The organism is Mesorhizobium subarcticum (assembly GCF_055456085.1).
In genome coordinates this window covers 5,294,851-5,306,926 of sequence record NZ_CM144237.1, presented here as the reverse complement: position 1 = coordinate 5,306,926, position 12,076 = coordinate 5,294,851, and the positions used below count along the sequence as shown (strand labels likewise).

Annotated in this window: 12 protein-coding genes; 6 read left to right on the top strand and 6 right to left on the bottom strand. The window is 61.6% G+C overall.

Features of this window, described 5'->3' with window-relative positions; all coding sequences use genetic code 11:
- The first annotated feature begins 134 nt into the window (after positions 1–134).
- Both ACZYHG_RS25935 and ACZYHG_RS25930 read left to right on the top strand, forming a co-directional pair.
- Positions 135–1,106 carry a glycosyl transferase family 90 gene (locus ACZYHG_RS25935; RefSeq protein ID WP_464610965.1) on the top strand — a complete coding sequence of 324 codons (972 nt, stop codon included), beginning with the start codon at positions 135–137 and terminating at the stop codon, positions 1,104–1,106.
- Positions 1,107–1,388: 282 nt separating this feature from the next.
- Positions 1,389–2,360, top strand: a complete 972-nt coding sequence (locus tag ACZYHG_RS25930; RefSeq protein ID WP_464610964.1) for a glycosyl transferase family 90 — start codon at positions 1,389–1,391, stop codon at positions 2,358–2,360.
- A 30-nt stretch (positions 2,361–2,390) separates the two neighbouring features.
- Here ACZYHG_RS25930 and ACZYHG_RS25925 read toward each other — a convergent pair whose 3' ends face one another.
- Positions 2,391–3,434: an aldo/keto reductase gene (locus ACZYHG_RS25925; protein WP_464610963.1), complete on the bottom strand. Its 1,044-nt coding sequence runs from the start codon at positions 3,432–3,434 to the stop codon at positions 2,391–2,393.
- A gap of 281 nt (positions 3,435–3,715) precedes the next feature.
- Between ACZYHG_RS25925 and ppk2 the strand changes: the two genes are divergently transcribed.
- A complete protein-coding gene (gene ppk2, locus ACZYHG_RS25920; RefSeq protein ID WP_464610962.1) occupies positions 3,716–4,636 on the top strand; it encodes a polyphosphate kinase 2 in 921 nt (306 codons plus the stop codon).
- 48 nt (positions 4,637–4,684) lie between these two features.
- On the opposite strand, the gene ACZYHG_RS25915 is transcribed toward ppk2, so the two are convergent.
- The 3 genes from ACZYHG_RS25915 to ACZYHG_RS25905 form a co-directional block, all read right to left on the bottom strand.
- Positions 4,685–5,329, bottom strand: coding sequence for a dihydrofolate reductase family protein (locus ACZYHG_RS25915; RefSeq protein ID WP_464610961.1), 645 nt, complete (start codon positions 5,327–5,329; stop codon positions 4,685–4,687).
- Between the two features lie 174 nt (positions 5,330–5,503).
- Positions 5,504–6,046 (bottom strand): glyoxalase superfamily protein, encoded by a 543-nt coding sequence (locus tag ACZYHG_RS25910; protein WP_464610960.1) that lies wholly within the window; start codon positions 6,044–6,046, stop codon positions 5,504–5,506.
- Between the two features lie 258 nt (positions 6,047–6,304).
- Positions 6,305–7,513, bottom strand: a complete 1,209-nt coding sequence (locus tag ACZYHG_RS25905; RefSeq protein WP_464610959.1) for a polyhydroxyalkanoate depolymerase — start codon at positions 7,511–7,513, stop codon at positions 6,305–6,307.
- Positions 7,514–7,637: 124 nt separating this feature from the next.
- On the opposite strand from ACZYHG_RS25905, the gene ACZYHG_RS25900 reads away from it, so the two are divergent.
- Positions 7,638–8,339, top strand: coding sequence for a glutathione S-transferase family protein (locus ACZYHG_RS25900; RefSeq protein ID WP_464610958.1), 702 nt, complete (start codon positions 7,638–7,640; stop codon positions 8,337–8,339).
- A gap of 50 nt (positions 8,340–8,389) precedes the next feature.
- Here the strand turns inward: ACZYHG_RS25900 and hemB are convergent, their stop codons facing one another.
- The gene (gene hemB, locus ACZYHG_RS25895) at positions 8,390–9,421 is read right to left on the bottom strand and encodes a porphobilinogen synthase (RefSeq protein ID WP_464610957.1); all 1,032 of its coding nucleotides are present in this window, start codon (positions 9,419–9,421) and stop codon (positions 8,390–8,392) included.
- 123 nt (positions 9,422–9,544) lie between these two features.
- Positions 9,545–10,366 (bottom strand): DUF2066 domain-containing protein, encoded by an 822-nt coding sequence (locus ACZYHG_RS25890; RefSeq protein ID WP_464610956.1) that lies wholly within the window; start codon positions 10,364–10,366, stop codon positions 9,545–9,547.
- A 184-nt stretch (positions 10,367–10,550) separates the two neighbouring features.
- Here ACZYHG_RS25890 and ACZYHG_RS25885 point away from each other — a divergent pair, with 184 nt between their 5' ends.
- Entirely contained in the window at positions 10,551–11,594 is a 1,044-nt protein-coding gene (locus tag ACZYHG_RS25885) for an enoyl-CoA hydratase/isomerase family protein (RefSeq protein WP_464610955.1), read from the top strand.
- Positions 11,591–12,013, top strand: coding sequence for a DUF6163 family protein (locus tag ACZYHG_RS25880; protein ID WP_027028506.1), 423 nt, complete (start codon positions 11,591–11,593; stop codon positions 12,011–12,013). The genes ACZYHG_RS25885 and ACZYHG_RS25880 overlap by 4 nt, the downstream gene beginning before the upstream one ends.
- Positions 12,014–12,076 lie beyond the last annotated feature (63 nt).

Sequence of the window (12,076 nt, the reverse complement as noted above, 5' to 3'; positions counted from 1 at the left end):
AACAGCTGAAGCGACAGTGCCCGTGCGCAGCGTTAGAGATCGGAGGGGCTTGCCAGATCGGCGCCATAATGTTGTAGGAAACGCGGGGCGCCAGCGTATTGAGAGCTGCCCGTTTTGTTTTGATCAAGTGAACCATGGCCTCAATTGCACGAACGTCGGCAAGGGTTTTCTATTATGCGCGAAACGTCGCGCGCGATATCATTCCGCAATCCCTGTTTCGCCGCAGACTGGCCGTTCGCCTCGAAAAGGCCAGGCTTTGTGATGAGTCCGCGCGCCAGCGGTTGAACTACTACAACAAGCTGCAGGACGGTTTCGCGCCCAGCGCCAATGCCGTGCCCATCAGCAAGCTGCCCTTCACGCCGACCATGTATTATTACGACCTGAAGGAATTTGCCCGCTACTTCGATGCCGGCCTGCTCATCGACGTGGAGTTCGGCGACGTCAGGCATGTGCCCAAGGTGCCGACGATCGTCAAGGACCGGCCGATCCGTGATGACGACAAGAACGCGGTCATCATGAAGCTCGACAAGTTCCGTCACTTCCAGATGCCGGTTGACCCCATTTCGTTCGCCGACAAGCTCCCGGCCGTGGTCTGGCGCGGCGACCTCAACAATCCGATCAGGAAACGGTTTCTGATCGCGGTCCGCGACCTGCCGTTCTGCGATGCCGGCTCGCACAAGCCGAACGCGCCGGCCGAATACGCCAAGCCTTTTCTGACCATCAGCCAGCACCAGCGCTATCGCTACATCGTCTCGCTCGAAGGCAATGACGTGGCGACCAATCTCAAATGGATCATGAACTCGAAGTCGCTCTGCCTGATGCCACCGCCGACCTACGAGACGTGGTTCGCGGAGCGGCAGCTCGAGGCGAATGTGCACTATGTACCGCTGGCAGCGGACTTCTCCGATCTTGCCGAACACGTGGCCTATTTCGAGCGGCACCCGGCGAAGGCCGAGCGCATCACCGCGGCCGCGAACGCCTATTGCCGGACATTCGACAACGAACCGGCCGAACAGGCGATCTCCCTGCTCGTCCTCTACAAATATTTCGTGCTGAGCGGCCAGATCAAGCCGGATGCCGAGGTCTGGCACCGCATAACGGGCTAGAGCGCGGGAAAATCGTGAAACGGTTTTCCCGGGAAAGCGCGCAGCGCTTTCTCTAGAATTGCGTCAAAACAAAGAGATAGCGCAGTTCGGCGTTTCCGTGAAACGATGAACCGCGCTAGTTGCCGGCGACATCACTGGCCAGCTCGTCGACGTCAGCGATCACATGTTTGGGATGACGCTGCTGCCTTGCGAAATGCATGGCACATTAGCGCAGGAGTTTATTTCGGGAACGATATCGGCTGTCGTTTGTTTTAGTCGCCTTTATCCTGATCAAAGTGAACGATGGCCAGCATCCAGCGAACGACGGCAAAGCTCTTCTACTACGCGCGAAACGTCACGCGCGATATCGCACCCCAGGCGTTCTTTCGACGACGGCTCGCGGACCGCCTCGAACAGGCGACCCAGTCGGACGAGGCCGTGCGCCGGCGGCTGAATTATTACAACAAGCTGCAGAATACCTTCTCACCCAGCCCGGACGCCGTGCGTATCGACAATCTGCCGTCGACACGCAGCATGTACTATTACGACCTGAAAGAGTTTGCCCGCTACTTCGCTCCCGGATTGCGCCTCGACCTGGAATTTGGCGACGTCATCGACGTGCCCAAGGTCCCGTCATTCGTCAAGAACCGGCCGATCCACGCCGATAATGGCAATGCCCTCATCATGAAGTTCAACAAGTTCCGGCACTTCCATATGCCTGCGGACACCGTTGCGTTCGCCGACAAGCTTCCGGCGGTGGTCTGGCGCGGCGACCTCAACAATCCGATCAGAACACGGTTTCTCGACGCGGTGCGCGACTTGCCGTTTTGCGATGCCGGGGCACACAAGCCGGATGCACCGGCGCGGTACAGCAAGCCCTTCCTCAGCATTAGCCAGCACTTGCGCTACCGCTACATCGTCTCGCTCGAAGGCAATGACGTGGCGACCAATCTCAAATGGATCATGAATTCGAACTCGCTCTGTCTTATGCCGCCGCCGACCTACGAGACGTGGTTTGCGGAGAGCCAGCTCGAAGCCAATGTCCACTACGTACCACTCGATCCAGATTTCGCCGATCTCACTGATAAGGTCAGCTATTTCGAAAAGCACCCGGCCGCGGCCGAACGCATCGTTGCCGCGGCCAACGCCTACTGCCGCAAATTCTCCAATGAATGGTCGGAGCAGGCGATCTCGCTGCTTGCGCTCTACAAGTACTTCGTCCTCAGCGGCCAGATTATTCCGGACGCCGAAATCTGGCGTTACATAGTGGGATAGCGGCCGACGCAGTTTGTCGAGGCCCGCGTGCTACACGCCGCTCCGGTCAATCACGAGATCGGCGGGACCAAAACGATCCTTCGCCGTCAGTTGCTGGTGCCAGTAGGGGTAGAGCAGGGGCGGACGGCTGACCGCGTCGAGGCGTTCGCGTTCTTCGCCCGAGAGTGCCAGGCTGGCGGCCGCGAGATTGTCCTTGAGCTGCGCATCGTTACGCGCGCCGATCACCAGCGAGGAGACGGCAGGGCGGCCGAGCAGCCAGGCAAGTGCCACCTGCGCTGCCGATACGCCGCGAGCCTTGCCGATCTCGACAAGCACATCGACGATCCGCCAGAGGCGTTCCTCGTCGCGGATCGGCGGCTCCGACCAGCCGGCGAGCTGTCGCGCGGTCGGGCTGTCGCGATGGTATTTGCCGGACAGCAATCCGCCGGCGAGCGGGCTCCAGACCAGCACGCCTAGCCCCTGGTCGACCGAGATCGGCAGCAGTTCATATTCGGCCTCGCGAGCCTCCAGCGTGTAGTGGATCTGCTGGGTGACGAAGCGCGGCTGGTGACGGCTGTCGCTGATGGAGAGCGCCTTCATCACCTGCCAGCCGGAATAGTTGGAGCAGCCGACGTAGCGGACCTTGCCCTGAGTGACCAGCGTGTCGAGCGCGGCGATGGTTTCTTCCAGCGGTGTCACGCCGTCCCATTCATGCAGGAAGTAGATATCTATGACATCTGTCCTCAGCCGCTTCAGGCTCCTCTCGCATTCGCGGATCAGGTGATAGCGCGACAGGCCTTCGTCGTTAGGCCCACTGTCGATCCGCATGCGTGCCTTGGAGGCGATCAGCACGTCGGCCTTGCGCTTGCCGCCGAGCGCTTCGCCGATGATCTCCTCCGACAGGCCGTTCGAATAGACATTGGCGGTGTCGATGAGGTTGATGCCGGCGTCGATGCACATGTCGATCATCCGCTTGGCTTCGGTAAGATCGCTGTTGCCGACCGCGGCGAAGGGGCCTGCTCCGCCGAAGGTCATGGTGCCCAGGGTCAGTGTCGAAACCTTGAGGCCGGAACGGCCAAGGGTGCGGTATTCCATGTCAGTCCTCGCGATTGTGTTGAAGCGGGGCGGCGCGAAAGGGCGGCCCGGAATGCGCCGGGGATTTGTAGGACAATTCGGCCGATTTGTCGCTATGCAAAGATGGTGGGTCGATCACACATCGTGGAATCCGCAGCCGCGGCAATCGCGCCTGGGCTGCAATAAAACCGTCACTGCCGGCCTATATTGAATTCGGCTAAGGTGTTTCCATTCTAGGCTGCTGGCCTGCAATTGGAGGCGCCGTACGGGAACCGACAGGGCTTGTAAGCGGAGCAGCTGATATGACCGAGCTAAAACAGAATTCTCCTGCCAAGGATTGGCTTGAGGCCGAACTCGCCGACACGCTCGACGAAGATTATGAGCTCGAAATGTCGGAGCCGGCGCTGTCGATGGAGATCGCCAAGATCTACAAGAACTCGCATCCGCCTTCGATCGACCGCATGCAATATTTTCGCGATTTGATCAGCCTGCAGTCCGAATTGATCAAGCTCCAATCCTGGGTCGCCTATCACAAGAAGAAACTGGTGGTGATTTTCGAGGGCCGCGATTCCGCCGGCAAAGGCGGCGTCATCAAGCGCATCACCCAACGGCTCAATCCGCGCATCGCCCGTGTCGTGGCACTGCCGGCGCCGACCGAGCGTGAAAAGTCGCAATGGTATTTCCAGCGCTATGTGCCGCATCTGCCGGCTGGCGGCGAGATCGTGCTGTTCGACCGCTCCTGGTACAACCGCTCAGGCGTCGAAAGGGTGATGGGCTTTGCTTCACACGACCAGGTCGAGGAGTTTTTCCACGATGTGCCGGAGTTCGAGCGCATGCTGGTGCGCTCGGGCATCACGGTCGTGAAGTACTGGTTCTCGATCACCGATGAGGAACAGCAGATGCGCTTCCTGATGCGCATCCACGACCCGATGAAGCAGTGGAAGCTGTCGCCGATGGACCTGCAGTCGCGCGTGCGCTGGGAGCAGTACACCAAGGCCAAGGAAGAGACCTTCGCCCGCACCAACATTCCCGAGGCGCCCTGGTTCATCGTCGAAGGCAACGACAAGAAGCGCGCGCGGCTGAACTGCATCGATCATCTGCTCAAGCAGGTGCCGTATGAAGAGGTGCCGCACGAGGAGATCACGCTGCCGGAGCGCGTCTTCAACCCCGAATACGAGCGCCAGACGCTGCCGCGCGAACTTTACGTGCCGGAGAAGTATTGAGCCTGGAAAGGGGCGCCGTTTCTTACGCTGGCGCCCCCGTTCTCATGGCTATGCCCGACTGATCACCACATGCATCGCGTGCGGCGAGGCGACCTGTTCACTGCATTGGTAGCCGACCTTCGGCAGGTCGAGGCCTGCCAGAAGGTTTTCGCCGCCGCCAAGCAGCACAGGCGAGATCGCGAGATGCATCTCGTCGAGAAGTTTCTCCTGCAGGTATTGCCTGATCGTCGCGACGCCGCCGCCAACCCGCACATCCTTGCCACCAGCCGCGGCCTTCGCTTGCTCAAGTGCCGAATGGATGCCCTCGGTCACGAAGTAAAAGGTCGTGCCGCCTTCCATGACGACGGGCTCACGCGCATGGTGCGTCAGCACGAAGACAGGTACGTGATAGGGCGGATTGTCGCCCCACCAGCCTTTCCAGCTTTCGTCCTTCCAGGGCCCGCGGATCGGGCCGAACATATTGCGCCCCAGGATCCAGGCGCCGACATTTTCGAAGCTGCGCGCCGCGAAATCCTCGTCGACGCCGGAGGCGCCGCCTTCCTCGCCGAACATCTTGCGGAAGGTGCGGGTCGTGAAGGCCCATTTGTGCAACGCTTTCCCACCGACGCCGAGCGGATTCTCCAAATCCTGATCGGGACCGGCGCCATAGCCGTCGAGCGACAGGGTGAATGCGTTGACACGCAGCTTGGACATGAAGGCCTCCTAACCAATTATGTCTGCATCGGTTTTGTTGTAGCAAACCGATTGCAGATCGCAAGCGGTGGTCCTCACGATGCAGACACGTCCTGACACCGTCACCAAATGACGTCCGCGTGGCGATGCGCTGGAGTAGCCACTGGTGGCCCCCGGAACAGACGCAATATCAGGCTATTCGCCGGTAAGTTCCATGAAGCGGATATGGTTGCTGAACGGATCGATGACCTCGACCGTCAGCCGCCCGTCCCCGTGCTCGAGGCCAGGCTTCATGTAGCGGTAGTCCTTGGCCGCCAACTCCTTGTGGAAGTCGCGAATGCCTTTCATGTACACAAGCATGTTGCCGCCCGGCGTCGCGTCGCCGGCATGTTCGGACAGGTGCAGAATAAGGCTGCCGCGCGAGACCTGCGTGTAGAGGGGGAAGTTGGCGCCGTAGCGGTGCTCCCAGTCCACGCCGAAGCCGAGATAGCCGAGATAGAATTCGTGCGCCTTGGCGACATCGAAGATACGCACGATCGGTGCTATTCGTTCAAAGACGATCATCTCCTGCCGGGCGGGCGGCGCTTCGATCTTCGCTGACAGGATATTCCAGGTCGCCAGTCCGAACTGGCGTGCGACGATCTCCAGGGCCTCGCTGTGGCTGATTGTCAGGTCGCGGGCGGCAAGCGCCTCCCGCATGGCTTTCGCCATGGTCTTGGCATCGCGATAGGCAAGCATGTCCGTTTCCTCGGGTCACGGCGAAGTCTTCGTCATTGCCCGCATTGCCGACGCCTTCGCCCGACGGTGAAACGGGTCAGGAAGCATCCTCTTGAGGCGTTCGCCATACCTCTTGGCGAGGTGCGGGCTGCCGGCCGCCTCCGGCCGCACCTGGATCATAGCCGGGTCACGCTGATCTTGTCAGCGCAAAAAATGGGTTGGTTTTGCGGAACGTGGCACGCTCTTTGTCGTAAAGGCCACGTGCCGAGGGGCGAAAACCTATTCCATCGACAGGATGAGATTTCGCACGACTGGATAGATTTCGCGCTCCCAACGCTTGCCGTTGAAGACGCCGTAGTGGCCGACATTGGCCTGCAGGTGATGGCGTTTGAGATGCGGACGCAGTGACCGGCACAATTCATGCGCGGCCGAGGTCTGGCCGAGTGCACAGATATCGTCGCGACCGCCTTCGACGGTAAGCAAAGCTGTGTTGCGGATAGCACCTGGGTCGACCAGGCTGCCACGGAAAGTGTATGTCCCGGTGGCCAGCTCAGCCTTCTGGAACACGCGATCGATGGTTTCGAGATAGAATTCCTCGGTGAGGTCGAGCACCGCCAGATACTCGTCATAGAAAGTCTTGATCTTCTCGGCCTCGGCGGTCTCGCCGGCCGCCAGATGATCGTGCAGTTTGCGGTGGGCCTTGTTGTGGCGATCCATGTTCATAGCCATGAACGCCGCAAGTTGGAGAAAGCCGGGATAGACCCTGCGTCCGCCGCCGGCATGGCGCGAGGGTACATGCGAGATCACCGAATTCTGGAACCAGGCAAGCGACTTGCTGACGGCAAATTCATTGACCTTGGTCGGACTTTCGCGCGGATCGATCGGCCCCGCCATCAACGTCATTGATCGCGGTGTCGCCGGATGGCCGTCCTCGGACATGATGGCGACAGCGGCAAGCGCCTGAACGCAGGGTTGGCAGACGGCAAGGATATGCGCACCCGGACCAATCGCCTCCAGGAAGCGAATGATGTAGTCGACATAATCGTCCACTCCAAAGCGGCCGGCCGAAAGCGGCACGTCGCGGGCATTGGCCCAGTCGGTGACATAGACTTCGTGGTCGGACAGAAGCGTTGCCACCGTGCCGCGCAGCAGCGTCGAGAAATGGCCCGACAGCGGGGCGATCACCATCACCCGTGGCTGGCGCGTATCCATATCCTTGGCGAAGCGCAAAAGCTTGCCGAATGGCAGGTCGAGCGCCGTCTCGACGCCGACCGGCACGTCGCGATTGCCCACTTTGACGGTACCGACATCGAAATCCGGTCGCGCATGGGTGAGCTTGAAGCGGGCAATCATCTCCAGCCCGGCCGCCAGGCGTTGTTTCACGCCGTCGCCTGAAAGCAGGCTGCCCATCGTCGAACGCATGAGATCGGCGAGAAAGCGCGTTGGCGCGATGAGATCGTCCTGTAGCTGATAGGCCTGGTACAGCATCGAATGCGTCCCGTTCCGAGGCAGTCATGCGGCAGTGCAAAATAATTAGTGCAAAATTTTGTGCATTGCGAGAGGATTGTTGCCGGCAAAGGGCTCGGAGGGTCGGCGGGATGACAAAGACGACATGAGCAAGGCGCTAGGGAGTAAACTCTCGCGGGCCAACGCGCCCGCGGCCAAAGCGACGTTGACGATCTCGTCGAAGAACTATTCGTCCTGGTCGCTGCGCGGCTGGCTGCTGTGCCGCATGGCCGGGCTGGAGTTCGAGGAAAAACGTGTCGACATCGATGATCCCGAACAGCGGCAGGAGTTGCTGTTGTTGTCGCCCTCGGTCCTGGTGCCGCGGCTGACCCATGACGGGGTGACGGTTTGGGACACACTGGCGATCGCCGAATATCTGGCTGAGACGATGCCGGCGGCGGGGCTCTTGCCGGCCGACCGTATCGCACGTGCGCATTGCCGTGCCGTGTCCGGCGAGATGCATTCGGGTTTTCACAATTTGCGCTCGGCGCTGCCGATGAGTCTGAAAGCCAAGCACCGCAGCTTCAAGATATTTTCCGGCGCGCGCCCGGACGTGGAGCGGATCAAGACCATCTGGTCCGAATGCCTTGGGACCTATGGCGGTCCATGGCTGTTCGGAGCATCGCCAACCGTGGCCGATGCGATGTACGCGCCGGTATGCACGCGCTTTCGCACCTATGCGGTCGAGCTCGACGCGCCGCTCGCCGCCTATTGCGACACCGTCTTCGACTGGCCGCTGATACAGGAATGGACGCAAGACGCATTGGCCGAGCCCGAGGACATCATCGAACTGGACGTGGAGTTTTAAGTTCAGGCTGGAACCGGTTGTCGCTGCACGATGCCCGGTTTGCGACGCGGCTAACCCTTCAGCAATTCCGCCACCTCAGGCGCGAAATAGGTCAAGATACCGTCGCAGCCGGCGCGCTTGAAGGCGAGCAAGCTCTCTAGCATTGCCGTCTCGCCATCGATCCAGCCATTGGCGCCCGCCGCCTTGATCATCGAATATTCGCCCGACACCTGGTAAGCGAAGGTTGGCATCTGGAACTCATCCTTCAGCCGCCGGATGATGTCGAGATAGGGCATGCCGGGCTTGACCATCAGCATGTCGGCGCCCTCGGCGATGTCCTGCTCGGCCTCGCGCACCGCCTCGTCCGAATTGGCGTGATCGATGTAGTAGGTCTTCTTGTCGCCCTTCAGCAGGCCGGCAGTGCCCACCGCCTCGCGATAGGGGCCATAGAAGGCCGAGGCGAACTTGGTTGCATAGGACATGATCGCCACGTCCTGAAAACCGTTGGCGTCGAGCGCGTCGCGGATGGCGCCGATGCGGCCGTCCATCATGTCGGACGGCGCGATGATGTCGGCGCCGGCAGCGGCCTGGATGACGGCCGCCGCCGCGACCTGTTCCACCGTTTCGTCGTTGACGATGATGCCGTCGCGCAAAATGCCATCATGGCCGTGACTGGTGAACGGGTCGAGCGCGGCATCGGTGATGATGCCGATCTCGGGCACCGCGTCCTTTATGGCGCGGGTGGCGCGGTTGATGATGTTTTCCGGGTCAAGAATGTGCGAACCGGTCTGGTCGCGGAAGGCCAGCTCGACATTGGGGAAGGTGGCAAGGGCCGGAATGCCGAGCTTGGCCGCGCGTTCAGCCTCCTTGACGGCGAGATCGAGCGACAGGCGGAAGACGCCGGGCATGGCGGCGATCGGCTCGCGCACTTGTTTGCCCTCGACGACGAAGATCGGCCAGATCAAATCGTCGACCGAAAGTCGGTTCTCCTGCACCAGACGGCGCGACCAGTCGGCCTTGCGCATGCGGCGCAGCCGGCGGCTGCCGGTAATGTCGTCGACGGTGCGTGCGCCGGCTGGCTTGGTTGGGGTGAATTTGTTCATCGCCAAAACTCTCTTTCGGCGGCTTTTACCACGAGCTCTTGCCGCAGACCAATGCGACACGATTGTGCCAGCGGGCGAAGCCGTCACAGGGCACCAGGAGCGCTGGGACCCATGCCTGTCCGCTCAGGGCTGCCCGTTCCCCGAAAGAATCTGCGCCGCGCCTCCGATTGCCACACGGAACGCCTCGTCGAAGCTGACGCCACGCACCTGCCAGCGATAGGTCTTGCCGTGATCGGCCAGTCGCCAATCGGCGATCCAGCCGAGGTCCTTGTCGCTCCATACGATGCTGCCGACGAGCGCTTGGGACCCGGCGGCCTGTTTGGCCAGCAGATCCAGCCTTGCCAAGTCGGCGGTGCGCAGCGCGTCTTCGCCCAAGTCGGCTAGCTGCGCAGCCTTCGGAAATGCGACATGCATCAACAGTGGTCCGGTGGCATTGGCGAAGAATTCGCGCATCGTTTCGCCACGCTCCTCCTCGGCGGTCAGCACGAAATGCCGAGCGCCCTGTTCGGTGGCGAGAAAGACGGCGAGCGTCGGCCGCTCGCCGAGCCAGGGTTTGCTGCCGAGCGACGTCAGCAGCTTGTCGATCACATCAGGCTTGTAGAGGCAGGTGAGATCGTGCGGGCGGTCATGCGTGCCTTGCTCGTCATGGATGGGGATGCCTTCCAGCCGGTCATGGTAGCGGAAAGAATCGACAAAACTGCCGGCCTTGTCGCGCAGATCCGCCATCTCGGGTTTCTCAAGCAGCCGTCGATCGCCAGAAACCCTGACCAGAACCCGGTCCAGGCAGTCCCTGAAGCCTAGCTGGCGATTCTCTTCGCCCTGGCCGGTGACGATGGTACGCGACTGGTAGAGGTCGTCCGGCGTGATGGCGACTGCGGCGAACGGTGCAAGGCCGACGATCACAAGCCCGACCGTCAAAAGCGCGTGGCGAAGAAATCCAGACATGGCCAACTGCCCTCCGAGGCCATCAGTGCGCAATATCGGCGCGCCGCTTGCAGCGGCGGCGACCTTCGTAGCATCGGCCACGGCCGTGCGCCAAGACCGCGGGAACAGACTGCTGCCATTGACGCACCCATGCGCCGCCTTTAGCACTTCAGTCCCGCAGGCGCGGGGGAGGGATTCTCTGGCGATGGATTTTGGCGGCGGCGACGAGATCCGCTTCGAGCGGCTGGGCCGGGCCGGCGTCGTCACGCTGACGCGGCCGAAGGCGCTCAACGCCATCACGCACAACATGGTCAAGGCGCTCGGCAAGGCGCTCGAAGCCTGGGAAGAGGACGCGAGCATCAACGTCGTCGTCGTCATGGCCGAGGGCCGGGCGTTTTCCGCCGGCGGTGATATCCTGCAGGTCTACGAGGCTGGCCGTGCCGGCAAGGCGCCGGTCGATTTCTTCGCTGATGAATACAGGCTCAACGCCCGCATCGCCCGTTTCAAGAAGCCCTATGTCGCGCTGATCGACGGCATCGTCATGGGCGGCGGCGTCGGCATCTCCTTCCATGGCTCGCATCGCGTAATGACCGAGAATGCGCAGTTCGCCATGCCCGAGGTCGGCATCGGCTTCTTCCCCGATGTCGGCGCTAGCCACCTGCTTCCGGATCTCGGCGGCAGTTTCGGCATGTATCTCGGGCTCACTGGAGCGCGTATCCGTTATGGCGATTCGCTGTGGTCTGGCCTTGCCACGCACACGATCAAGGCCGCCGACCAGGCAGGGCTGCTCGACGAACTGGCAACCAGCAATGACCCGAACGCCGAGTTGCGCGATTTCTTCTTTCCGGCCAAACGCGAGACGGAACGGCAGGACCTGGATACGATCGCACGGCATTTTTCACAAGGCACGCTTGCCGGCATCGTCGCCAGCCTCGAGGACGCAGCCGGCGGCGATGCCTTTGCCGCCAAGACACTGGCGATGATGAGAAGCCGCTCGCCGACCAGCCTTCACGTCGCCTGGCGCGAGATCGGTGCCGGCCAGACGCTGTCGATGGACGACTGCATGAGGATGGAGTTCCGCATTCTCAACCGCATGCTCGCCGGCCATGATTTCTACGAGGGCATCCGCGCCGCCATCATCGACAAGGGCTCGACGCCGCAATGGCGGCCGGGGAGCCTGGATGCGGTGAGCGCGGCTGATATCGACGCCTATTTCGCCCCGCTCGGGGAACGGGAGCTCGAACTGTGAGCGAGGTGACGTCGAGACGCATCGTGCTGCAGCCGTCGACGGTCGAGGTGATCTTCGCCTGGTTCCAGCGTGTCATCGCGGGCTACTGCCTGCTGTTCGGCATCCTGTACTGGATCAAGCTGATCGGCTTTTACCCGGGTTCGCTCTGGCGCTTCGACCTGATGCCCGTGCACTGGCAGGTGGCGGCGGTGATGCTCGCCGTGTTTTTCCCCTTTGCCGCGGCCGGGCTGTGGATGCTCGCCTCCTGGGGCCCGGTGATCTGGTTCATCTGCGCGGTCACCGAGACCGTCATGTATGCCGGTTTTCCCGAGCTTTTCGGCCATCGGCTGCTGATCGTCGTCTCGCATGCGGCGGTGGCGCTGCTCTACATCGTCTTTCGCGTCGTCATCTGGCTGCAGAAACGCCCTGTACGGCACTAAGCCGTTGACGGCATTGACGACTTGGCAAACGCCGGATTTCAGCCCCGCGAGGACTGCCTAAGC

What these genes read in the sequence shown, in the direction of transcription:
- ppk2 (WP_464610962.1), top strand. Translation starts at nt 3,716, where the DNA reads ATGACCGAGCTAAAACAGAATTCTCCTGCCAAGGATTGGCTTGAGGCC.
- ACZYHG_RS25900 (WP_464610958.1), top strand. Translation starts at nt 7,638, where the DNA reads ATGAGCAAGGCGCTAGGGAGTAAACTCTCGCGGGCCAACGCGCCCGCG.
- ACZYHG_RS25930 (WP_464610964.1), top strand. Translation starts at nt 1,389, where the DNA reads ATGGCCAGCATCCAGCGAACGACGGCAAAGCTCTTCTACTACGCGCGA.
- ACZYHG_RS25890 (WP_464610956.1), bottom strand. Translation starts at nt 10,366, where the DNA reads ATGTCTGGATTTCTTCGCCACGCGCTTTTGACGGTCGGGCTTGTGATC.
- ACZYHG_RS25905 (WP_464610959.1), bottom strand. Translation starts at nt 7,513, where the DNA reads ATGCTGTACCAGGCCTATCAGCTACAGGACGATCTCATCGCGCCAACG.
- ACZYHG_RS25935 (WP_464610965.1), top strand. Translation starts at nt 135, where the DNA reads ATGGCCTCAATTGCACGAACGTCGGCAAGGGTTTTCTATTATGCGCGA.
- ACZYHG_RS25910 (WP_464610960.1), bottom strand. Translation starts at nt 6,046, where the DNA reads ATGCTTGCCTATCGCGATGCCAAGACCATGGCGAAAGCCATGCGGGAG.
- ACZYHG_RS25925 (WP_464610963.1), bottom strand. Translation starts at nt 3,434, where the DNA reads ATGGAATACCGCACCCTTGGCCGTTCCGGCCTCAAGGTTTCGACACTG.
- ACZYHG_RS25915 (WP_464610961.1), bottom strand. Translation starts at nt 5,329, where the DNA reads ATGTCCAAGCTGCGTGTCAACGCATTCACCCTGTCGCTCGACGGCTAT.
- hemB (WP_464610957.1), bottom strand. Translation starts at nt 9,421, where the DNA reads ATGAACAAATTCACCCCAACCAAGCCAGCCGGCGCACGCACCGTCGAC.
- ACZYHG_RS25885 (WP_464610955.1), top strand. Translation starts at nt 10,551, where the DNA reads ATGGATTTTGGCGGCGGCGACGAGATCCGCTTCGAGCGGCTGGGCCGG.